Source organism: Azonexus hydrophilus DSM 23864 (assembly GCF_000429605.1).
Lineage (GTDB): Bacteria > Pseudomonadota > Gammaproteobacteria > Burkholderiales > Rhodocyclaceae > Azonexus > Azonexus hydrophilus.
This window is the reverse complement of the sequence record NZ_KE386925.1, coordinates 550,624-572,535: the sequence shown is the minus strand read 5'-3', so window position 1 is coordinate 572,535 and position 21,912 is coordinate 550,624. Positions and strand designations below refer to the sequence as shown.

At 64.8% G+C, this 21,912-nt stretch carries 15 protein-coding genes; 6 read left to right on the top strand and 9 right to left on the bottom strand.

Features of this window, described 5'->3' with window-relative positions; all coding sequences use genetic code 11:
* The first annotated feature begins 124 nt into the window (after window positions 1-124).
* On the top strand, window positions 125-1,870 hold the full coding sequence (locus G471_RS0114110; protein ID WP_028995903.1) for a potassium/proton antiporter: 1,746 nt from the start codon (window positions 125-127) through the stop codon (window positions 1,868-1,870).
* Window position 1,871: 1 nt separating this feature from the next.
* Here G471_RS0114110 and G471_RS0114105 read toward each other — a convergent pair whose 3' ends face one another.
* From G471_RS0114105 to G471_RS0114095, 3 genes are read right to left on the bottom strand one after another with little or no spacing between them, the layout of a single operon-like run.
* The gene (locus G471_RS0114105) at window positions 1,872-2,468 is read right to left on the bottom strand and encodes a DUF502 domain-containing protein (protein WP_028995902.1); all 597 of its coding nucleotides are present in this window, start codon (window positions 2,466-2,468) and stop codon (window positions 1,872-1,874) included.
* A 2-nt stretch (window positions 2,469-2,470) separates the two neighbouring features.
* Entirely contained in the window at window positions 2,471-3,346 is an 876-nt protein-coding gene (locus G471_RS0114100; protein ID WP_028995901.1) for a universal stress protein, read from the bottom strand.
* Complete coding sequence (locus G471_RS0114095) at window positions 3,346-4,992, bottom strand: cation:proton antiporter (protein WP_028995900.1); 1,647 nt, start codon at window positions 4,990-4,992, stop codon at window positions 3,346-3,348. Before G471_RS0114095 ends, G471_RS0114100 begins: the two co-directional genes overlap by 1 nt.
* Before the next feature lie 168 nt (window positions 4,993-5,160).
* Here G471_RS0114095 and G471_RS17825 point away from each other — a divergent pair, with 168 nt between their 5' ends.
* The 4 genes from G471_RS17825 to trkA are packed head-to-tail and all read left to right on the top strand — an operon-like array spanning window position 5,161 to window position 10,193.
* Window positions 5,161-6,651 (top strand): DUF4118 domain-containing protein, encoded by a 1,491-nt coding sequence (locus G471_RS17825; protein WP_043421654.1) that lies wholly within the window; start codon window positions 5,161-5,163, stop codon window positions 6,649-6,651.
* Window positions 6,648-7,346 (top strand): two-component system response regulator KdpE, encoded by a 699-nt coding sequence (gene kdpE, locus G471_RS0114085; RefSeq protein ID WP_028995899.1) that lies wholly within the window; start codon window positions 6,648-6,650, stop codon window positions 7,344-7,346. Before G471_RS17825 ends, kdpE begins: the two co-directional genes overlap by 4 nt.
* On the top strand, window positions 7,343-8,797 hold the full coding sequence (locus G471_RS0114080; protein WP_028995898.1) for a TrkH family potassium uptake protein: 1,455 nt from the start codon (window positions 7,343-7,345) through the stop codon (window positions 8,795-8,797). Before kdpE ends, G471_RS0114080 begins: the two co-directional genes overlap by 4 nt.
* 13 nt (window positions 8,798-8,810) lie before the next feature.
* Window positions 8,811-10,193, top strand: a complete 1,383-nt coding sequence (trkA, locus tag G471_RS0114075; RefSeq protein ID WP_028995897.1) for a Trk system potassium transporter TrkA — start codon at window positions 8,811-8,813, stop codon at window positions 10,191-10,193.
* Here the strand turns inward: trkA and trmA are convergent.
* From trmA to G471_RS0114060, 3 genes are all read right to left on the bottom strand, one after another.
* Complete coding sequence (gene trmA, locus G471_RS0114070) at window positions 10,190-11,278, bottom strand: tRNA (uridine(54)-C5)-methyltransferase TrmA (protein ID WP_028995896.1); 1,089 nt, start codon at window positions 11,276-11,278, stop codon at window positions 10,190-10,192. The two genes, trkA and trmA, sit on opposite strands and share 4 nt — an antisense overlap.
* Before the next feature lie 72 nt (window positions 11,279-11,350).
* On the bottom strand, window positions 11,351-11,587 hold the full coding sequence (locus tag G471_RS0114065) for a VF530 family protein (protein ID WP_028995895.1): 237 nt from the start codon (window positions 11,585-11,587) through the stop codon (window positions 11,351-11,353).
* A gap of 2 nt (window positions 11,588-11,589) precedes the next feature.
* Complete coding sequence (locus G471_RS0114060) at window positions 11,590-12,075, bottom strand: hypothetical protein (RefSeq protein WP_028995894.1); 486 nt, start codon at window positions 12,073-12,075, stop codon at window positions 11,590-11,592.
* Between the two features lie 176 nt (window positions 12,076-12,251).
* Between G471_RS0114060 and G471_RS18450 the strand changes: the two genes are divergently transcribed.
* A complete protein-coding gene (locus tag G471_RS18450) occupies window positions 12,252-15,572 on the top strand; it encodes a PAS domain S-box protein (protein ID WP_081700281.1) in 3,321 nt (1,106 codons plus the stop codon).
* Here the strand turns inward: G471_RS18450 and G471_RS18445 are convergent.
* The 3 genes from G471_RS18445 to G471_RS0114040 all read right to left on the bottom strand — a co-directional run bounded on the left by G471_RS18445 (window position 15,564) and on the right by G471_RS0114040 (window position 21,902).
* Window positions 15,564-18,614, bottom strand: a complete 3,051-nt coding sequence (locus tag G471_RS18445; protein WP_051295502.1) for an ATP-binding protein — start codon at window positions 18,612-18,614, stop codon at window positions 15,564-15,566. The two genes, G471_RS18450 and G471_RS18445, sit on opposite strands and share 9 nt — an antisense overlap.
* A gap of 2 nt (window positions 18,615-18,616) precedes the next feature.
* Complete coding sequence (locus G471_RS17805; protein WP_043421649.1) at window positions 18,617-19,489, bottom strand: PhnD/SsuA/transferrin family substrate-binding protein; 873 nt, start codon at window positions 19,487-19,489, stop codon at window positions 18,617-18,619.
* A gap of 91 nt (window positions 19,490-19,580) precedes the next feature.
* Window positions 19,581-21,902 carry an acetate/propionate family kinase gene (locus tag G471_RS0114040; protein ID WP_028995893.1) on the bottom strand — a complete coding sequence of 774 codons (2,322 nt, stop codon included), beginning with the start codon at window positions 21,900-21,902 and terminating at the stop codon, window positions 19,581-19,583.
* Window positions 21,903-21,912: the final 10 nt, after the last annotated feature.

The window sequence follows — 21,912 nt, the reverse complement described above, 5'->3', positions numbered from 1 at the left end:
CGTTTGGTAAATACTGACACAAACGCCAGTCGCTTGCACAAGTATCACCGACGCTCGGACGCCCGAATTTTGCGGTCACCAAATCGCGACGAAATCGGTCATTTCCTTGTGATAGATTCGGGCTATGACAACGATCAGCACCCTGTTCCTGCTGGCCGGCCTGTTGCTGTTCATCAGCGTGCTGGCCAGCACCATCTCCGCACGCCTCGGCTTGCCGCTGCTGCTGCTTTTTCTCGGTGTCGGCATGCTGGCCGGGGAAGATGGTATCGGCGGCATCGTCTTCGACGATTTCAAGACCGCCAACCTGATTGCCCAGCTGGCGCTGGCGGTGATCCTGCTCGACGGCGGCCTGCGTACCGATTCCGGCAGTTTCCGCGTCGCCCTGAAGCCGGCGGCAGTGCTGGCCACCTGGGGCGTTGTCGGGACGGTGGCGCTGCTCGGCATTTTCGCCACCTGGCTGCTCGACGTCGATTGGCGGCTGGGTGTGCTGCTCGCGGCCATCGTCGGTTCGACCGACGCGGCAGCGGTGTTCGCGCTGTTGCGCAACAGCGGGGTGCGGCTCAACGAGCGGGTCAAGAGCACGCTGGAAATCGAATCGGGTTCCAATGACCCGATGGCCATCCTGCTGGTCGTGGTGATGATCGAGGTGCTGCTGCATCCGGAGCGTTCCGGGGTGTCCAGTTTTGCCTGGATGCTGCTCAAACAGGCGGGGATCGGCCTGTTGTTCGGTGTCGTCGGCGGCAAGGTGCTGGCCTGGCTGCTGCGCCGCCTGAACCTGGCCGAGGGTTTGTACGCATTGCTGATCCTGTCTGGCGGTCTGCTGATCGTCGGCGCCGCCAACTTACTCGACGGCAGCGGCCTGCTGGCGGTGTATGTCGCCGGGGTCATCGTCGGCAACCGGAAAAGCCACGCCACCGAGCACGTACTGCGGGTCATGGACGGCCTGGCCTGGCTGGCCCAGGCCGGCATGTTCGTGGTTCTGGGGCTGCTGGTGACGCCAACTCACCTCACCGAATACACCTGGCATGCGCTGTTGCTGGCGCTGTTCCTGATGTTCGTCGCCCGTCCGCTGGCGGTGGCCATCGGCCTCTATCCCTTCCGCTATACACGCAACGAAATTGCCTTTGTCAGCTGGGTCGGCCTGCGCGGCGCGGTGCCGGTCGTGCTGGCGATCATGCCGGTGGTGATGGGCGTGCCGGATTCGCAATTGCTGTTCGACGTGGCGTTCTCGGTTGTCCTGTTGTCCCTGCTGGTTCAGGGGGCAACCATTCCGGCGGCGGCGCGGCTGCTCAAGGTCGAACTGCCGCCGGCCGACGAACCGCGTGATCGGGTCGAGGTCTGGCTGGGCGAGGAAGCGGCCCTGCCGATGTTCGAATTCCGCGCCAGCATCGGCTCGGCGGCCGAGGGGCGGCACCCGGATGAACTGGCGGCCGAATTCATCCACGATGAGGTTCGCTGCATCGCCGTGGTGCGCAAGGGACGGCTGCTCGACATCAAGGGCGATTTCCGGTTGCGGCCGGGCGATTCCGCCTGGTTCATCGCGCCGGAAGCGCTGGCCGAGCGGCTGGCGCGCATCTTCGGCGTGGCGATGCAGGACATCGGGCGCAATACCCGTTACTTCGGCGAGTTTGCCGTGGCGCCGGATTGTACGGCCGGCGACCTGGCACTGGCCTACGGCTTCGTGTTCGAGGAAGCAGAGAACCCGCGCCGTCTCGACGAGGTGTTCATTGCCCGCCTGGGGCACCCGGCAGTCGTCGGTGACCGCGTCCAGGTCGGCAATTTCGTTCTCATCGTGCGCGAGATGGGGGCCGCCGGCAAGATCGCCAGCATCGGCCTGAAGTGCCCGCTGCTAACCGGGGATACCGCCTGAGTCAGGACTGAGGCGGTTCGTTTCTGGCCATCCAGGCGAACAGCGATGAACGCATCACTTCCTCGACGCTCATGTCGATGGGCGTGACCCAGGCACGTGGCACGAACACCGTATAGCCGCCGATCATGTAGCCCATCGGCAGATAGACGGCGACGCGATCGCCCGGCATGAATCCCTGAGGCAGGCTAGCCAGGTTCTGGCGCGTGATCAGGCCGACGATTTCCAACTCCTGTCCGGGCATGCGCAGGATCACGACCTGTTGCGCGACCTGGGTGCTGTTGGGGGTAAAGTAGTCGGCGAAATTTTTCAGCGACGAGTAGATGCTCTTGACCACCGGCAGGTTGGTGAACGGCAGTTCGATGAAAGACAGCAGACGACGCACGCGCGGCTGTGAAATCAGGAAGCCGAGCAGGACGATGATGCCGATGCCGATCGCGAGGCCCAGTCCGGGCAGGTAGAAATCGCCGAGCAGCGGGCGCAGCCACCACATGGCGAACTCTTCGGTGCCGGTCAGGAACAGGTAGAGCAGGTAGAGCGTGACGCCCAGCGGCAGGGCGGCGAGCAGGCCGCGGATGAAATACTGGGAAATGAGCTTCATCGTTACAGTTGGACCAGCACGTCGCGGTCCGACTCGCGCAGTACGTTGAGGGTGGTGCTGCCGAGCAGGAAATCCTCGATCGGACCGAGGCCGTGTTTGCCGACGACGATCAGGTCGCAGTCCTGGGCTTCGGCTTCGTCGATGATCAGGCGGGCGATGTCGCCGTGCCGAGTGAGTTGCACGGTATCGGCCGGCAAGCCTTCGCGGGCGACCAGTTCGTGCAGTTTGGTCAAGCCTTCGCGTTCGGCGTCCTGGCGGTAGCGGTCAATCAGTTCGCCGGCAATGCTGGCGTGCTGCATCTTGCCTTCGAAGGGCGTTTCAACAGCGTGCAGCAGCACGATTTCGGCATCGGGCAACAGCTCGCGGGTCAGGCGCAGCGCCGCCAGGGCGGGTGGGAAAAAGTCGGTGGCGACCAGGGCACGGCGGTAATTGCCGGTCGCCGCCTGCTTGACCACCAGGACCGGGCAGGGGCTGCGGCGGATCAGCCGGGCGGCGGTGCTGCCCAGGCGCAGCGCATTGAAGAACCCCTGACCATGGGCGCCAACGACCAGTAGCCTGGCCGCCAGTTCGCGCGCCTGGTGGGCCAGCATGTCGGCCGGCTTGCCGTGCAGGACCGTGCAGTGGCTGGCCGGATCGGCGTGCGGGCTGACGCCGGCCAGCAGTTCCGCCAACTGCAGACGTATGGTGGCTTCGTGTTGCTCGCCCAGTGCCTGCGGTGCCAGGCCGAGCAAGGTCTGCAGACTTTCCAGCAGGCCGGGATGGACGACGTGGCTCAGGTGCAGCGGCCAGCCATGTGCGGCGGCCAGGGTGCCGGCGCGGGCGATGGCGGCGCTGGCGTGTTCGGAAAGATCGGTGGCGGTAAGGATGCTCGGATTCATCAGCGATTTTCTCCTGGGCGGATCAGCGCGGCGAAGTGTTCGACGGTGTAATCGACCGCGTCGCGCATCGGGTAGAGCACGGTCGGTGCGCCGGCCTGCTTCATGCGCATGCCGTGTTCGTCGTCGCGGGCGACGAAGGCGACTTCGCCACGGAAGCGGCGCTCCTTCAGTGCGTTCAGGAAGGCAACGTTGGAATCGACGTCGGGCAGCGTACTGACGATCCACTTGGCGCTTTCCAGCGGCAGTTCCTCAAGGAAACCGGATTCCTGGCCGTCGCCGTAATGGACCGGGATGCCACTGGCACGCATTTCGGCGACCCGTTCCGGGTCGAAGTCGATGCCCAGCACCCGGATTTCCTCTTCGTGCAGTAGCCGTGCCAGACGCCCGCCGTAGCGGCCGAGGCCGAAGACGATGATCTCCGGCTTGTCGTCAGCGTGGGCGTCGGTTTCCACCGCCTGCTCGCGGAAGGGGTTCCGGCGTTCGAACCAGCCGAGGAAGGGGGCGAGCTTCTGGTAGAGCTGGTGCGAGTACAGGATCATGTAGGTGGACATGGCGATGGTCACCAAGCCGACCAGGGTGGTCAGGCCGAGCGCATCGACGCCGACGTGGCCGAGCGAGATGCCCATGGCGACGAAGACGATGGAGAATTCGCTGATCTGGGCGACGGTCAGGCCGGCGAGGAAGCCGGTGCGCTTGCGGTAGCCCATGAAGCCCATGATCGCCATGACGATCAGCGGGTTGCCGATGAGCACGAACAGCGAGAGCACGACCGCCGGCATCAGTTCGCCACCGAGCGTGGAAAAGTCGAGTTTCGAGCCGAGGTCGATGAAGAAGAAGAGCAGCAGGAAATCGCGGATGCCCGACAGGCGGGCATTGATGGCGTCGCGGTAGGCGGTCGAGGCAAGCGAGAAACCGGCCAGGAAAGCGCCGGCTTCCTTGGAAAAGCCTGCCCACTCGCCAAGTGCGGCCAGCCCGGTGCCCCAGGCGATGGCGAAGATCAGCAGCAATTCCTGCGAATGCGCCATGGCCTTGACCACGCCGGGCAGGATCCAGCGCATCAGCACATACAGTGCGACGCCGGCGAGCAGGATGCGCCAGGACAGCGAGACGATGACCTCGACCAGACCGGCTTCGTCGCTGCCGCGCAGGGCGCTCATTGCCATCATCGCCAGGACCACGGCCAGATCCTGGACGATCAGGAAACCGACGGCGATGCGGCCGTGCAGCGAATCGAGTTCGCGCTTGTCCGAGAGCAGCTTGACGATGATGATGGTGCTGGAGAAGGTCAGCGCGATGGCGACGTAGAGCGCCTCCATCGGGCTCTTGCCGAGCACCAGGATGAGCGCGAAACCACCGACAATGGTGAACGCCAGCTGGCCGAGACCGGTGGCCAACGCCACCGGGCCGATGTGGCGGACGTGGTGCAGGTCAAGCTTGAGGCCGACCAGGAAAAGCAGCACGGTGATGCCGACGTGGGCGAGCAGGTCGATCTGCTCATGCGCGGCGACCAGGCCGAAGACCGCCGGGCTGGCGATGATGCCGACAACGATGTAGGCGATGATCACCGGCTGGCGCAGGCGCACCGAGATCGCCCCGGCAATCGCCGAGATGATCAGAAGCAGAGAAAATTCGCTGAAGGCACTCATGTCGTTTTCCTGGAAGGCGCCGGAACCAAGCTGGCACAAGGCAGAAGCGTGCAGGGCATGGGTGCGAGCTTACCAGAGAAAGCTTGCCGGCGATTTTTTACGACATTTTTACGCGCAACTTGCCAGAATGCGCTCCGTCCCTCCCCTGCCGCATGCCGAGGTATCCGGATGCACCGTCTCAAATCGCCTGTCGAGCGCCTGTCCCCCGGCCAGAAAATGGTCCTGAGCGCGCTCGCCTGCGTGCTGGTGGCCATCGTCGCCGCGCCCCTGCGCGAGGTGCTCGACCTGGCCAACATGGTCATGTTGTTCCTGCTCACGGTACTGGTCGTCGCCGTCAGCCTGGGCCGCAATCCGGCCATCCTGGCGTCGGTGCTCGGCGTGCTGCTGTTCGACGTGTTTTTCGTGCCGCCGCATTTTTCGCTGGCGGTCAGCAACCTGCAGTACCTGATCACCTTCGCTGTCATGCTGGCCACTGCGTTGATCACCGGGCACCTGACGGCCACGCTGAAGGAGCAGGCGGCGGAAGCCGAGCGGCGGGAGCGGCGGACGCATGCCCTGTATGAAATCGCCAGCAAGCTGGCCGGGGCGCTCAACGAAGCGCAGGTCAGGGAGATTGTCACCCCCTTCGTGACTGCTGAATTCTCGGGCCGGTGCGCCTTGTGGCTGGCCGAGCGCGATTTTTCCGGCGACGCTGCGGTCGAGGGGTTTGCGCCGGCCATTGCCGACCTGGTCATGGCCTCGGGCCTGCGCCGCGTCGACCACGATGCCGGGCATGCCCTCTATCTGCCGCTGAAAGCGCCGATGCGGGTGCGCGGGGTCTTGCTCGTGCAGACGCCCGAGCGCCTGCCGGAAGCCGATCTGGCCTTTGTCGAAGCCCTGGCGTCGCTGGTGGCGATTGCCGTCGAACGATTGCATTACGTCGAGGTGGCGCAGCGCAGCGAGGTCGACATGGCGACCGAACGTCTGCGCAGTTCCATTCTGTCGGCCCTGTCGCACGACCTGCGCACGCCGCTGACGGTCCTGATCGGGCTGGCCGATTCGATTTCCCTGGCCGCGCCGGAACTCCCAGCTGTCGCCCAGGACAAGCTCGACGAGTTGCGCGAGCAGACCCGGCGGTTGGCCGGCCTGGTCGGCAACCTGCTGGAAATGGCCCGCCTGAATGCCGGGTCGGTGACCCTGCGCCAGGAGTGGCAGTCGCTGGAAGAAGTCGTCGGCAGCAGTCTCAAGCTGGTTGGCGATGCGCTCGGGCGGCATCGGTTGCGCGTCGAACTGCCGCGCGATCTGCCTTTGCTGCGTTTCGACGCGGTGCTGATCGAGCGGGTGCTGTGCAATCTGCTGGAAAATGCCGCCAAATACTCGCCGGCCGACGGCGAAATCCGCATTTCGGCGCAAGTTGCCGGCGATTTCGTCGAACTCTCAGTCAGCGACCAGGGGCCAGGTTTTCCCGAGCCGCTGAGTGGCGACCTGTTCGACATGTTCGTGCGCGGCAACGGTGAATCGACGACGCCGGGCGCCGGGCTGGGCCTGGCCATCTGCCGGGCGATTGTCGATGCCCACGGTGGTCGCCTGCGGGTCGCCAATCATTCCACCGCCGGTGCCAGCGTTCAGGTCAGCCTGCCGCGCGGCGAACCGCCGCTGATCGAGCCGGAGGGCGCATGAGCGAGGAAAAACCGCAAGTCCTGGTCGTCGAGGACGAAGTGAATATCCGTCAGTTCGTGCGTCTGGCACTGGAAGCCGAGGGCTGCGCGGTGATCGAGGCGGGGCGCCTGGCCGATGGCCTGCGCCGCGCCGGCGAAGGCCATGTCGATCTGGTCGTGCTCGACCTGGGGCTGCCCGACGGCGACGGGATCGAGTTCATCCGCAGTTATCGCGGCTGGTCCGAGGGCGCGGTCCTGATCCTCTCGGCCCGCGTCGAGGAAAGGCAGAAGATCGACGCCCTCGATGCCGGCGCCGACGATTACCTGACCAAGCCCTTTGGCGTCGGTGAATTGCGCGCCCGGGTCCGGGCCTTGCTGCGCCGTCGTTCGCGCCAGGCCGGCGAGGCCTCGCCGGTGCTCGGTTTTGGTGAAATCAAGGTCGATCTTGCCCGCCGTCTGGTGACTCGCGGGGGTGAGGAAGTTCATCTGACGCCGATTGAGTTCCGCCTGCTGACGATGATGATCGCCCATCCCGGTCAGGTGCTGACGCAGCGCAAGCTGCTGGCCGAGATCTGGGGGCCGTCCTACGTCGAGAGCAGCCACTATCTGCGCGTCTATGTCGGTCATCTGCGCCAGAAGCTCGAGGACGACCCGGCGCAGCCGCGACATTTCCTGACCGAAACCGGCATCGGCTACCGTTTCCAGCCCGGGCCATGAACCGTTACGCTCCCGTTCTGCGGGCGCTGGGCATGATCATCATGCTCTTCGCGCTGACCCTGCTGGCGCCGCTGATCCTCTCGTATGTGGTTGATGACGGGGCGCAGGCGGTCTACGACGAAGTGTTCGCGCTGACGCTGCTGTGCGGTTGCTTCCTGTGGTATCGCTACCGCAACGTGCAGCGCGAGCTGAACGTGCGCGATGGTTTTCTGATGGTCGTCCTGGTGTGGACCGTGTTGCCGGCGTTCGCCGCCTTGCCGTTCATGCTGCAACTCGGGGTCAGCCATACCGATGCCTATTTTGAGGCCATGTCCGGCCTGACCACGACCGGGGCGACGGTGCTTGCCGGTCTCGACGACCTGCCGATGTCGATCAACCTGTGGCGTCACCTGCTGGTCTGGATCGGGGCCATGGGCCTGATCGTGCTGGCGATAGCCATCCTGCCGCTGCTCGGCATCGGCGGCCGGCAGATGTTCAAGGCCGAGACGCCGGGGCCGATGAAGGATGCCAAGCTGACGCCGCGCATCGCCAGTACGGCCAAGGGGCTGTGGATCGTCTATGTCGGCGTGACGCTGTTGTGCATCGCGGGCTACCGCTGGGCTGGCATGAGCTGGTTCGATGCGGTCTGCCATGCCTTCTCGACCATGGGGCTGGGCGGTTTCTCGACTCACGATGCCAGCTATGGCTATTTCGATTCGTCGGCTATCGAAGCAGTTGCCATCGTCTTCATGCTGATCGCCGGGATGAATTTCGGCACCCTGTTCCTGGCGGTCAGCCGGGGCTCGCTGCGTCCTTACCTGCACGATCCGGAGGCGCGCTGGTTCCTCGTCGTCTGCGTCGTTTCAGTGATCGGCATCGCCGTCTTCCTGCGCGTCAACGACATCTACCCGGGGATGGGCGAGGCCTTGCGCCATGCGGCCTTCAACGTGGTTTCGATTGCCACCACCACCGGCTACGCCAGCGTCGATTATGCGCAATGGCCGTTGTTTGCCCCGCTGTGGATGTTGTTCCTGTGCAGTTTCGCCACCAGCGCCGGGTCGACCGGCGGCGGCATCAAGATGGCGCGGGCCCTGCTGCTCTACAAGCAGGTTTACCGGGAAATCCTGCGCGCCATGCACCCGCGGGCGATACACAGCGTACGTATCGGCGGGCAGGTGGCGCCGTCGGGCATCCTGTTCGCGGTCCTGGCCTTCGGCTTCATGTACATGGTCAGTCTGGTATCGCTGACCTTGTTGCTGCTGTTTACTGGACTGGACGTGATGACGGCGTTCTCCGCCATCGTCGCCTCGGTCAACAACACCGGCCCGGGACTGGGCGAAGTTGGACCATCGACGACCTTTGCCGTGCTCAATGATTTCCAGACCTGGGTCTGCATTTTCGCGATGCTGCTCGGGCGGCTCGAAATATTCACGCTGCTGGTGGTGCTGACGCCGGCCTTCTGGCGGCGCTGACGGAGAAACAACGATGAACATCCTCATCCTGGGTGCCGGGCAGGTCGGCGCCAGTCTGGCCGAAGCCCTGGTTTCGGAAGCCAACGACATCACGCTGGTCGATCTCGACGCGGTCCCGCTGGCGCAACTGGCAGACCGTCTCGACGTGCGCACGGTGAACGGCAATGCCGCCTTCCCCTCGGTGCTGCGCGAGGCCGGCGTCGAATCGGCCGATCTGCTGGTGGCGGTGACCCAGTCGGACCAGTCGAACCTGGTCGCCTGCAAGCTGGCGCATAGCCGTTTTGCCGTGCCGACGCGGATTGCCCGGCTGCGCTCGGCCGATTTTCTCGATCCGGCCCTGTTGTCGACAGAGAATTTCGCCGTCGATTTCGCGCTCTGTCCCGAGCAGGAAATCAGCGATTACATCGCCAAGCTGGTCGAGTATCCAGAAGCGCTGCAGGTGGTCGAGTTTGCCGAGGGGCGGGTGGTCATGGTCGGCGTGCGGGCTTACGAGGGCGGTCTGCTCGTCGGCAAACCGATCCGGGCCATGCGCGATCACCTGCCGGCCGGCGTCGATGCCCGTATTGCCGCCATCTTCCGCGATACCCGGGCCATCGATGCCAATGGCGATACGCTGGTCCAGGCCGGCGACGAGGTCTTCCTGCTCGCCGCCAGCGAGCACATCCGTACCGTCCTCAAGGAACTGCGCCGGATGCAGAAGCCGGCGCGCAAGCTGATGATTGCCGGTGCCGGCAATGTCGGCGCCCGCGTTGCCCGCCGCCTCGAGGGGCAGTGCGAGGTCACGGTGATCGAAAACCGGGCAGCGCGCGCCTCGCTGGTCGCCGGCTGGCTCGACCGCGCGCGGGTGATCAACGGCGAGGCGACCGACGAGAACTTGCTGATCGGCGAAGAAATCGCCGAGACGGACATGTTCCTGGCGCTGACCAACGACGACGAGAACAACATCATGGCGGCCTCGCTGGCCAAGCGGCTGGGCTGTCGCCGGGTGCTCGCGCTGATCAACCGCGAGGCTTATGCCGACATGGTCCAGGGCGGGCCGATCGATATCGGCCTGTCGCCGGCCCAGGTGTCCATCGGCAGCCTGCTGACGCATGTCCGCCAGGCCGACGTGGCGCGGGTGCACAGCCTGCGCCGGGGCGCGGCCGAGGCGCTGGAACTGGTGGTCCGCGGCGACCGCCGCAGCTCACAGGTGGTCGGCCGTCGGATCGAGGAGCTGCCGCCCCTGCGCGGTGCCAGCATTGCCGCCGTCGTGCGCTCGGGGCAGGTGATCATTCCGCATCACGACACGCTGATCGAATCGGGCGACCACGTCATCGTCTTCTGCACACGCAAGCGGCACATCGCCGCCGTCGAGAAGCTGTTCCAGCCGGTGCGTTCGCTGTTCTCGCTGCGTTAGCGGCGCTGCAGCAGCACCCCGCACTCGAGGTGGTGGGTGTAGGGAAACTGGTCGAACACCGCCGACGCGGCGATGCGGTGGGTGGCCTGCAGCGCGGCGACGTTGTCGCGTAGCGTCTGCGGATTGCACGAGATGTAGAGGATGTTGGCGAAGCCGGCAGCGAGTTCCAGCGTTGCCGGATCGAGCCCGCTGCGCGGCGGATCGAGGAAGATGGTCGAGAACTCGTAACTGGCGAGGTCGATGTCCTGCATGCGCTGGAAGCTTTCGCGCCCGCTCAGCGCGGCGCTGATTTCCTCGCTGGCCATGCGCACGATGGCGGTGTTGTCGACGGCGTTGACCTCGAGGTTGTGCAGCGCGGCCTTGACCGAGGTCTTGCTGACCTCGGTGGCCAGCACCTTGCCGAACAGCGGGGCCAGCGCGATGGTGAAATTGCCGTTGCCGCAATAGAGTTCGAGCAGGTCGCCGCCGAGCGCCGCCGCCTGGCTGCGCGCCCAGCTCAGCATCTTCTGGTTCACGCTGCCGTTGGGCTGGCTGAAGCTGCCCTCGAATTGCCGCACGTGCAGTTGCCGGCCGTCGACGGTCAGGCATTCGTCGACCCAGTCGCGTTCCAGCACCAGCTTCTGCCCCTTGCTACGGCCGATGATGGCGATCTTCAGGGCGCCGGCCAGTTCCCGGGCGGCGCTTTCCCAGTCGGCGTCGAGCGGCCGGTGGTAAATCAGCGTGACCAGCATGTCGCCGCTCAGCGTGGCGAGAAATTCGATGCTGTACAACCGGCGACGCAGCGTTTCCTGTGCCAGGATGGCGCTGCGCAAGCGTGGCATGAGCGAGCAGATGGCGTTGTCGGTGGCCGGGAAATCCTGCATCAGCACCGGTTGGCGCGGGTTTTCCGGATCGAACATGGCGTAATCCCAGGCCTCGCCGTGCTGCCAGACGCGAAATTCGGCACGCAGCCGGTAGTGCAGCGGCGCCGACTCGAACACCGCCGGCTCGGGCAGGTCGAAGGCGGCGAAATCGTCCTTGAAGCGAGCAGTCTTGGCCGCGAGTTGCGCAGCGTAAAGGGTGGGGTCGAGGACGGGCAGGGGCATGGTGCGGACAGTGCTGTAGTGTTTTTAAAAAAGGGGCGGACTATACCGCGGGACGGCTAGGTTGGCTGTGTCTCAGGCGGCCGGGTGCTGGCGACGCAGCATGTAGACGTACAGCGATTCGACGCGCTCGCGCGCCCACGGCGTGCGGCGCAGGAATTTCAGGCTGGAGGCGATGCTCGGATCGACGTTGAAGCAGCGGATGTCGATTTGCCGGCCGAGTTCTTCCCAGCCGTAATGCTCGACCAGCTGCTCGAGGATGGTCGCCAGCGTGACGCCGTGCAGCGGGTTGTTCGGCTGCGCTTGCGTCATGGTCAGTGCTTGCGGGCTTTCGGCAGCGGCTTGCGCTGGCGTTGGCCGGGGCGGCCCTGCGGCGCTTCCGGTTTCGGTTTTGGCATCAGCAGGTTCTTGCCGGCGCCGGCGGCCGAACCCCGGTGGGCCTGCATGGCGGCGCGCAGCGCTGGCGCTTCGATGACGATGGCCGGGCTGGCTTCCTTGGGCTGGTGAGCGCCAAGCAGGCCGCGCAGTTCGAACAGGCGTTGGTCGTATTCGCCTTTGCGCGGCAGGACGCGGATCAGGCCTTCGGCGACCGGCGTGAGGCCGACGCGTTCGCCGTCGGCGACCAGCAGGCCAGCCTGGCCGAGGCGGACGAAGGCATCGACGAGCTTTTCTTCCGACGGGATGTTGCGCTGGATCAGGTCGATGGCGGCCATGATTTCCTGCAGTTCTGCAGGGCGGCGCTTGGCGGCCATGGCGGTGGCGAGAAGAAGGAGGACGTCGACGTCGTGGATTGGCTGCATGGGTGACCTGAGTGTTGCGCCATTCTGGCGGGTCGGGCAGTGTAAGCCCTGCGCGATATCCGCGCTAGAATCATTAGTGTTTAAAGGATAGGCGGGAGGGGCTGGGTCATGGCGGCGAATTATTCATTGCACTTCGGCAGAATCGCCGGCTTCGCTGCCTGGCCGGGTGTTGCACGATGACCGAGGGAAGGCGCAGTTCTCTGGCTGGACAGATCGATCTGGTGCTCGAGGCGACCGGCGTTGGTCTGTGGGAGTTTGATCACCGGCAGGGCGTGGTGATTCGCAGCCCAGGTCTGATCGGTGTTCTTCATTATGGCCAGGCGCAGGCTTCCGAAGCCTTGGAGACCTTGCTGCTGCGTCTTCATGAAGCAGACCGGCACATCCTGCGCGACGCGCTGCTGGTGCAGTTGAACAACCCGGCGGGACAGTTCGAGGTCGAGTTCAGGATTCTCGATGGCCGTGGGGAAATGCGCTGGTTCAGTTCGCGCGGCAAGGTGATCGAGCGCGATGGCAACGGTGCCCCCCTGATCTCGGCCGGGATTGCGATCGACATCAATACCCAGAAGCGCCACGAGGTTGAACTGCAGCACAGCGAAGCGCGCTTCCGTCGCCTGCTCGAAAACGTTCCCCTGCCGATGGCGCACATCAACGCGGCGCGGGAGGTCCGTTTCATCAATCGCCAGTTTGTCGAATGCTTCGGCTACACCCTGGCCGATGTGCCCGATGTCTGGGCCTGGTCCGAGCTGGCCTTTCCCGATCCTGCCTACCGGGAATCGACCGGTACCCGTTGGGAACTCAGCGTGACGGAAGCGATGAGCACGCAGTCGGCCATTCCGCCGATGACCTGTCGGGTCAATTGCCGCAACGGCCAGGTCCGCATCGTCGAGGTCTCCGGCATGCCGCTGGGCGAGGACTATCTGGTCAATTTCATCGACGTCACCGAGCAGCGCGAGCAGCGGCAATTACTCGAGTTCGGCAACGACATTCTGCACCGCATTTCCATCGGCGAGCCCCAGAACGAGGTGCTGACGCAGGTCTGCCTGGCGGTCGAGGCGCTCGATCCGCAGATACGCTGTTCGGTCATGCTGCTCAACGAGGATGGTCAGCGACTGCGCAGCGGCGCCGGACCCAGTCTGCCCGAAGCCTATCTCAAGGCCATCGACGGCGCGCGGGTCGGGCCGGCGGTCGGCTCCTGCGGGACGGCCGCGTATCGCGGCGAAGAGGTGTTCGTCGCCGACATCGCTACCGATCCCTTGTGGGCGAATTACAAATCCACTGCCCTGGTGCATGGGCTGACGGCCTGCTGGTCGTCGCCGATCATTTCGCCGGAGGGGGCGGTCCTTGGGACCTTTGCCATCTATTGGCCGCACGCCAACCCGGTGGTGCCGCGCTTGGTACGCGCCTATCTCGAGGTGGCCAAGCGGCTGGCGGCGATTGCCATCGAGAGCGCCCGACGCGAAGCGGCGATGCTGGCCATGCTCGAGGAGCAACACCGGGCCCAGGCCCAGTTGCGCAAGCTGTCGCAGGCTGTCGAGCAGAGCCCGGTGGCGGTGCTGATCACCGATCTCGAGGCACGTATCGAATACGTCAACCAGGCTTTCATCGAGGTCAGCGGTTATTCCGCCGAGGAACTGCTGGGCAATAATCCGCGCCTGCTGAAAAGCGGCCTGACGCCGACCGACCACTATGAGTCGATGTGGCAGACCCTGCTGCGCGGCGAAAGCTGGCAGGGGCAACTGACCAATCGCAACCGTCAGGGCGAGATTTTCTACGAATTCGCGGTGATTTCGCCGATCCGCGAGCCCGATGGCCGGGTCACCAACTATCTGGCGGTCAAGCAGGGCATCACTGAGCGCAAGCGCATCGGTGAGGAGCTCGACCGGCACCGGCATCACCTGGAGGAGCTGGTCAGCCAGCGGACTGCCGAACTCGAATGTGCGATGGCCGCCGCCGAAGTCGCCAACCGGGCGAAATCGGCCTTCCTGGCGAACATGAGCCACGAAATCCGGACCCCGATGAATGCCATCGTCGGCCTCACCCATCGCCTGCTCAAACAGGTTGGCGATGCCGAGCAGCAGGGGTATCTGGAAACCATCAAGGCTTCGGCCGATCACCTGCTGGCCGTGCTCAACGACATTCTCGACCTGTCGCGCATCGAGGCTGGCAAGCTCGAACTGGCGCAGACCGATTTCAACCTGCCCGAACTGCTGGAACGAACCCTGGGCCTGGTGCGCGAACGCGCCATGGAGAAGGGGCTGGCCTTGCACCTCGACGCAGCGCAGGTGCCGGAATGGGTGCATGGCGATCCGACCCGCCTGGCGCAGGCGCTGCTCAATTACCTGAGCAATGCCATCAAATTCACCGAGCAGGGCGAGGTGGCGCTGCGCGGGCGCGTGCTGGAAACGCAGGACGGGCAATTGACGCTGCATTTCGAGGTCTGCGACTCGGGGATCGGTATTTCCGCAGAGGTGCTGGCGCGCCTGTTCAACCCCTTCGAACAGGCCGACAATTCGCTGACCCGCGTGCATGGCGGCAGCGGCCTGGGCCTGGTGATCACTCGCGAACTGGCCGAATTGATGGGCGGCAGCGCCGGTTGCGAAAGCACGCCGGGCGTTGGCAGCCGTTTCTGGTTCTCGGCGGTCCTTGGCGCAGCCAGCCCGGTGGCGACCGCTCATTTGCCGGCCTTGCCCGGCGAATCGGTCGAGGTGGTGCTGGCCCGCGACTGCAGCGGCGCGCGCATCCTGCTGTGCGAGGACAATCCGGTCAATCAGGAAGTGGCGCGGACGCTGCTGTGCGATCTCGGTCTGGTCGTGCGCCTGGCGGAGAACGGCGCCCAGGGCGTCGATCTGGTGAGCAAGGAAGCGGTCGACCTGGTCCTGATGGACGTGCAGATGCCAGTCATGGACGGGCTGGAGGCGACGCGTCGCATCCGCGCGCTACCCGGCAAGGCGTCGTTGCCCATTCTGGCGATGACGGCCAACGTCTTTGCCGAGGATCGTGCCGCCTGTCTGGCTGCCGGGATGAACGACTTCGTTGCCAAACCGGTCGATCCGGCTTCGCTCTACGCGGCCCTGCTGCGCTGGTTGCCGGCGACGGTTGCGGCACCTGTGGTGAATCAGGCGCCGGTTATCGACGCCGAGTCCCGCTTGCGGGCATTGTCCGGTGTGGACGCCGATGCCTTGCTGCAGATGATGCGCGGCAAGGCGGGCAAGGCCATCCAGCTATTGCAGCTGTTTGCCGAAAGTCACCGCCAGGATGTCGTGCAGTTGCGCTCTGCTCTGGCCAGTGCTGATCAAGGCGCTGCCGAGCATGTGGTGCATGCGCTCAAGGGGGCGGCGGGAACCTTGAGCCTGGTCGAAACCCATCAACTGGCGGCGCGGGTCAACGACCGCTTGCGTCATGGGGATGCGGCGGCGGCCATGGCCGATGACATCGATCAACTGGAGCGGGCGCTGGCCAGGGTCTGCGCAGGGATTGCCGAACTGGTCTCAGGCTGATCCGGCGGTGCAGAGCCGTTCGATCTCGGCCTGCAAGACCCGGGTGTCGATCGGTTTCGAGACGTAGCCATTCATCCCCGCGTTCAGGCAGGCGTCACGGTCGCCGGCCATGGCGTTGGCCGTCATGGCGATGATCGGTAGCGGTGCACGGCCATCGGCGGCTTCCCGGGCGCGCCATTGGCGGGTGGCTTCGAGGCCATCCATGACCGGCATCTGCACGTCCATCAGCACCAGGTCGACGGTGTGCGCAGCCAGCATGTCGAGGGCTTCCTGGCCGTGGTTGGCGACCCGGACCCGATGTCCCTGCTTGTCGAGCAGGGCGCAGGCCAGCCGCTGGTTGATCGGATTGTCCTCGACCAGCAGGATGTGCAATCCAGCGCTGGCAGTGGTCTCGGCTTCCTCTTCCAGACTGTCGGCAGCGCGCCGACGGTCCGGCCGACGGGCGACCTCGCGGACCTCCTGTTCGGCAGCCAGCAGTTCTTCCGGCAGCAGGGGTTTGGGCAATTCGCGTGAGGCGAAACTGCGGGCGCCAGCCTGCGACACGACATTCATCGGCGTCAGCGCGATGACCACCGCGCCGGGGCGCAAACCGCCACGGTACATCGGCATTTCGGCAAAACTGGCGGGCAGCCATTCCTGTTCGGCAACGAGGACATCGAAGCGTTTTTCCTCCGGCTGTTCGTGCAGTTGCAGTAGCTGCTGACGCAGTTCGCTGCTGCTGGCGCAGAGTTGCACCTGGCGTCCGAGGCGGCGCAGGCCGGCCGCCAGCAGTTTGCGCAGGCGGGCGTTGCGGATCGCCAGCAGCCACAGGCCATCGGCCGCCGATGGCGGGCTGGCGGGCGGGCTGATGATTTCTGGCGAAACAGGCAACTGCAGTTCGAAATGGAAGTTGCTGCCCTTGCCCGGTTCGCTGTCGACCGCGAGTTCGCCGCCCATCAGGTGCACGATTTCGCGGCTGATCGTCAGCCCCAGGCCGGTGCCGCCGAAGCGGCGGGTGACGGTGGCGTCGGCCTGGCCGAAGGCTTCGAAGATCTCGGCCTGCTTGTCGTGCGGGATGCCGATGCCGGTGTCGATGACGGCCAGGCGCAGCTGGCAGCTGCCGTCACTGCCACCGGCTGCCCGGCTGATGCGCAGCGAGACCTCGCCGGCTTCGGTGAACTTGATGGCGTTACCGATCAGGTTGAGCAGCACCTGGCGCAGGCGCCCGGGGTCGCCGATCAGGAGGTCGGGGATTTCCGGTTCGATCTCGATCAGGATTTCCAGCCCCTTTTCGGCGGCCCGTGCGGCCAGCACGCGGGCCGTGCCCAGCGACAGTTCGCGCAGGCTGAACGGCGTTGATTCCAGGGTCATGCGCCCGGCTTCCATCTTGGAAAAGTCGAGCACGTCGTTGAGGATCAGCATCAGCGACTCGGCCGATTGCCGGACCAGTTCCAGGTACTGGCGCTGGGTGGCGTCGAGTTCGGTATCCAGCGTCAGGGCGGTCAGGCCGAGGATGCCGTTCATCGGCGTGCGGATTTCGTGGCTCATGTTGGCCACGAACAGGCTCTTTGCCTCGTTGGCGGCTTCGGCGCTGCTCATGGCCTGACGCAGGCGCTGTTCGTCTTCCTTGCGCTGGGTGATGTCGCGGAAAGCAGTCACCGAACCGACGATCCGCGGGCCGTCGTAGAGCGGCGTGCTGCTGACTTCAACCGGTACGCTGCTGCCGTCGGCTCGCGAGAAACGCTCTTCGCCGAAAAAGTGTCTGCCGCTGCGGACGGTCTGGTAGATCGGGCAGGCCGACAAAGGGCCACAACCATCGATGCCATGGCGGTGGAACAGGTAATGCCCGATCTTGCCGACCAGCGCTTCGCGGGTGAACCCGAGCAGTTCCAGTGCGGCGGCATTGACCAGGACAACCTTGCCGCTTTCGTCGAGCACATAGAGCCCGTCGCCCATGGTTTCAGTGATGGCAACCAGGTTGCGTTGTTCCCGCACCAGCCGCTCGCGGGATTTCAGTAGGCGGATCAGCAGTAGCAGGAGCACGCCCAGGGTCAGCATCATCAGGCCGAACTGGGTCCAGAATTCGGTGCGCAGCACTTCGACGAATGGTGCCGGGGTGTAGGAAAGGATATAGGCGCTGGTTACGTCGGAAACGTTGCGGATCGGCAGCAGGCTGACGATCCAGGGTTTGCCGTCGAGCGATACGGTCAGCGAGAAGGCGCGGAATTCGCTCATGCCCTGGCGTACCTTGGCGTTGGCCGCCAGCAGATGATTGATCGCGGCGACTTCGGCCGATGGCGGTTGCGGGCTGTCGGGCAGCGTGACCTGTGGATCCTCGACCAGGAAGTCGGGATGAATGGTCGATTCGCCGTAGAGCCAGCGTTCCGATTCGAAGAGGATGGGCAGGGTCTGCGACTTGGCCAGCACGAAATGGAATTCGTGGGTCGGCTGAAGCTGGCGCATGGCGTCGCGGATGGTCAGGAAACTGATGCTGGTTTCGACACTGCCGAGCAGACGGTCGCCATCGAGCAGCGGATGGACGAAGCGGAAACCGGATTTGACCCGCCCGGCCTCGAATCCCTGGATGGCTTTTTTCGTTTCCAGTACCTGGCGGATCGACGGCCGGATGTTCAGCAGGTTGTCGCCGTACTTGTGCGGCTCATGAAAGCGCAGGAAGCTGTTGCCGTCGGTGGTCTGGAAATGCAGCTGGCGGATGCCGAGGCGGACGAGGTTGCGGTAGGTTGGCGAGAGCAGCCGGAAAATCTGGGCGCGGTAGGGAATCTGGGCGTCGCCACTGACGCTTGAGGCGGCATCCATCAGCCTGAGGATTTCCGGTTGCTTGATGCGCTCGGAAAAGAGGATGTTGGTGGCTTTGTCGTAGGTCTGCAGGCTGGCGCGGTAGGTCGTGGCCAGTGCTTCGGTGTGCTGTTCCTCGTGTAGCGCCTGCTTCTGTTGCTGGCTGCTGTAGAGCAGCCAGGTGCCGATGACCGGAAGAATAAAGAAGGCCGCCAGTGCCCAGCGGCGATGGTGAAGGGATGCGGTGCCGAGCGCGGATTCGGCCATGCTCAGAAGTTGCCTTTTTCCGGGATGCTGGTCTGCCGGTGCCAGCGGCGCAGGACGTCGTAATCGCCGTCGGCCGCGTTGACCGCGCCATTGCGCAATTGTCCGCCCCATTCGCTCATCAGGGTCCGGTCGCGCTCCTTCGGGTCCAGTTCGGCCAGGGTCTGGCGCAACTGCGCCATGCGCTCGGCGGACAGGCGCCGGCTGTTGGCGACCAGGGCGAACGACGGTAGTGGTGGGGTTTCGCCGAGTATGACGATGCCCAGGTGCGCGTATTTCCTGGCGATGCTGGTCTTGGCGCCGCCGAAATCGTAGTCGCCGCGGGCCACGGCGAGGACCGCCTCATCGTGCTTGCCGAGATAGCGGTAACGTTGCTGGGCAAGGGTTTCACCCCCTTGGCGCAGGAGTATATCGACGGCCAGGTAGCCGCAGGTCGAGAGCGGTTGCGTCAGCGCAAAAGTCTTGTTGCGCAAGGGTTTCGGGAGTTTTTGTTCGGTCCCGAAAAGGGCGCAGGAATAGGTCGCCTGGCCATCCTTTTCCAGGAAGTGGACCAGCGGTTCGGCCTGGGCATAGCTGTCGCGCAGGCTGATATAAGGTAAAGGTCCGAGGTAGGCCAGGTCGATCTGACCGGTGCGGAAGCGCTCGAGGATTTCTGCGTAGGAGGTTGAGTAGCGGATTTCGATGCGCACGCCCAGGCGCTTTTCCAGGAAGTTGAGCATGGGCTTGAACTGCTTGACCACCTCTTCCGGCTGTTCCATCGGCAGCGGCGCGAAATACAGGGTTTCCGGTTGCGCCGTCGCCAGTGCCGGCCACAGGCAGAACAGTGTGGCGATGCGCAGCATCTGGCGTCTGAAGCGGGCCTGCAGTCGGTCTAACATTCGAGTTGGCAATATTCCAAAACGAACATTCTAGACCCAAACCGGCGGCTTGCCTTGATCTGGGGCAAGCGCCGGTGATTCTGCCGGGATTTCAGGCGCGGCTCTGGATTTCCTCGATGTAGCCGAGCATGCCGGTGCGGATGTTGCCGGCGTTGCCTTCGTCGGTGTCGATGTGCATGGCCAGGCGGAAAGCCGGGTTCACGCGGACGACGACGTCGCCGAAGATCAATTCGCGCTCACCCTCGACGCGGACGCGGACGACGTAGTTGTCGCGCACGCGGAAACGCAGGGCATCTTCCGGCGACATGTGGATGTGACGCTGGGCGCAGACCACGCCGCGTTCGATCTGGGTGCTGCCGTACGGGCCTTCGAGCGTCAGGCCGGGCGTGCCGGCGAGGTCGCCGGACTGGCGGATCGGCGGCTGCACGCCGAGCTTGAACTGCTCGGTCATGGCGATTTCGACCTGGGTTTCCTTGCGCGTCGGACCGAGCACGCGGACGTTGGCGATGCGGCCCTTGGGACCAACCAGGTGCACTTTTTCCTCGCAGGCGTACTGGCCGGGTTGCGACAGTTCGTGCATCGGCGTCAGTTGATGGCCGGGGCCGAACAAGGCTTCGACGTCGGCCTGGGCGAGGTGTACGTGGTGGGCCGAGATTTCCACCGGGATGGCCGGGGTCTCTTCCGCCTTGGCTTCCAGCAGCAACTGGTTGCGCTCGATGGCGCGCAGCGCTTCCCAGGCGACCAGGCGTTCGTCGTCGTTGGCGACGACGAGGATCTGCACTGGCGAATCGTCGGCCGAGATGACGGCATACGCGTCGAATTTACCGAGATTGCGGTTCTTTTCCTCGTCGAGCTTGATGCCCATGTAGCCCAGGCCCTGGCAGGCCAGGCTGCGCACCGTGGCGCTGGTTTCGCCGATATCGCCGGTGAAGGCCAGGACGTCGATGCCGCCCATGGCTGCGGCGTAGGCGCCGATGTTCTTCCTGACCTGGTAGCAGAAGGCCTTGTGCGCGAGCAGCGCGCGGTGGTGACCTTCGGCGGCGGCGGCCTCGATTTCGTGGATGTCGTTGGAAATGCCGGAAATCCCCTTGAGGCCGCTCTCGCTGTTGATCAGCGTGGACAGTTGTTCGGGCGACATCTGGTGCTGTTCCATCAGGTGGATCATCACCGCCGGGTCGATGCTGCCGGAGCGGCTGGGCATGATCAGGCCGTCGGACGGCGTCATGCCCATGGTCGTGTCGACCGAGCGGCCGTGGTCGATGGCACACAGCGAGGCACCGATGCCGAGGTGGCAGGAAACGATTTCCAGCTCGCCGAGCGGACGCTTGAGCACTTCCGCCGACTTCAGCGAAACGTAGCGGTGCGAGGTGCCGTGGAAGCCGTAGCGGCGGATGCCGTGCTGCTTGTACAGGTCGTAGGGCAGGCCGTAGAGGTAGGCGTAGGGCGCCAGCGTCTGGTGGAAGGCGGTGTCGAACACGGCGACCTGCGGTACGTTCGGGAAATGCTTGAGCGCGACGCGGATGCCAGCGACGTTGACCGGGTTGTGCAGCGGCGCGAAGACAGCCAATTCCTCGATGTCGGCGATTACCGCCGGGGTGATGACGACCGAGCTGGAGAACTTGTTACCGCCATGGACGACGCGATGGCCGATGGCAGTGACGTCTTCCGGATGGAAGGTGAAGGCCGGGCCGAGCAGGGCGGTGGCCTCGGTCATCACCTTGAACAGGTCGGACAGCTTGAACGGTGCATGCTCCATGGTCTGGCGCTGCGGCCCGACCATCACGGTGATGCGGGCGAACTGCTTGTCGGCGTTGTCGATGATGCCGTGGATGTCGGCGCCGCTTTCGCGGGTGTCGTAAATGCCGAAATGGATCTGGCTGATGCCGACATTGAGCGCGACGACCTTGCCCGGCTGGCTGGTGGTCAGCGACAGCGCGTAGGGATCATCGGATTTGGCCGTGCCATTGGTGCCTGCCGCATGGGTGTCGCTGGTCATGGCGCGGGTGCGTTCGGCAAGCAGGCGCGACAGATAGACAATGGCCTTGGGGTTGCAGAGCACGCGGCTGGTGAATACTTCCTGCGGGATCATCAGCACGAAGCAGCGGTTGCCGGCGATGACATCGGCGCTGATCCGGTCGCCGGTCAGCACCGCCATGATGCCGAACACATCGCCGGGGGCGAGCTGGGCGATGACGGTGCGGGTGCCGGTGTTGTCCGAGGTCGAGATTTCGGCGTGGCCGCTGATCATGACGCCGATGGCCTGGCCTTCGTCGCCGGTTTCGAGCATGGCCTCGTTGCCCTCGAAGGTGGCGAGCCGGGACTTGATGACGATTTCCTCGACCTGGTCGGCCGGGAAGCTGGCGAACAGGGGAACCTGTTCAAGGAAGAAACGTTTGAGATCGATTTCGCTCATGCTGTGCTCC

What these genes read in the sequence shown, in the direction of transcription:
- kdpE (WP_028995899.1), top strand. Translation starts at nt 6,648, where the DNA reads ATGAGCGAGGAAAAACCGCAAGTCCTGGTCGTCGAGGACGAAGTGAAT.
- G471_RS0114040 (WP_028995893.1), bottom strand. Translation starts at nt 21,902, where the DNA reads ATGAGCGAAATCGATCTCAAACGTTTCTTCCTTGAACAGGTTCCCCTG.
- trkA (WP_028995897.1), top strand. Translation starts at nt 8,811, where the DNA reads ATGAACATCCTCATCCTGGGTGCCGGGCAGGTCGGCGCCAGTCTGGCC.
- G471_RS0114065 (WP_028995895.1), bottom strand. Translation starts at nt 11,587, where the DNA reads ATGACGCAAGCGCAGCCGAACAACCCGCTGCACGGCGTCACGCTGGCG.
- trmA (WP_028995896.1), bottom strand. Translation starts at nt 11,278, where the DNA reads ATGCCCCTGCCCGTCCTCGACCCCACCCTTTACGCTGCGCAACTCGCG.
- G471_RS17805 (WP_043421649.1), bottom strand. Translation starts at nt 19,489, where the DNA reads ATGTTAGACCGACTGCAGGCCCGCTTCAGACGCCAGATGCTGCGCATC.
- G471_RS0114060 (WP_028995894.1), bottom strand. Translation starts at nt 12,075, where the DNA reads ATGCAGCCAATCCACGACGTCGACGTCCTCCTTCTTCTCGCCACCGCC.
- G471_RS0114100 (WP_028995901.1), bottom strand. Translation starts at nt 3,346, where the DNA reads ATGAATCCGAGCATCCTTACCGCCACCGATCTTTCCGAACACGCCAGC.
- G471_RS0114080 (WP_028995898.1), top strand. Translation starts at nt 7,343, where the DNA reads ATGAACCGTTACGCTCCCGTTCTGCGGGCGCTGGGCATGATCATCATG.
- G471_RS0114095 (WP_028995900.1), bottom strand. Translation starts at nt 4,992, where the DNA reads ATGAGTGCCTTCAGCGAATTTTCTCTGCTTCTGATCATCTCGGCGATT.
- G471_RS0114105 (WP_028995902.1), bottom strand. Translation starts at nt 2,468, where the DNA reads ATGAAGCTCATTTCCCAGTATTTCATCCGCGGCCTGCTCGCCGCCCTG.
- G471_RS0114110 (WP_028995903.1), top strand. Translation starts at nt 125, where the DNA reads ATGACAACGATCAGCACCCTGTTCCTGCTGGCCGGCCTGTTGCTGTTC.
- G471_RS18450 (WP_081700281.1), top strand. Translation starts at nt 12,252, where the DNA reads ATGACCGAGGGAAGGCGCAGTTCTCTGGCTGGACAGATCGATCTGGTG.
- G471_RS18445 (WP_051295502.1), bottom strand. Translation starts at nt 18,614, where the DNA reads ATGGCCGAATCCGCGCTCGGCACCGCATCCCTTCACCATCGCCGCTGG.
- G471_RS17825 (WP_043421654.1), top strand. Translation starts at nt 5,161, where the DNA reads ATGCACCGTCTCAAATCGCCTGTCGAGCGCCTGTCCCCCGGCCAGAAA.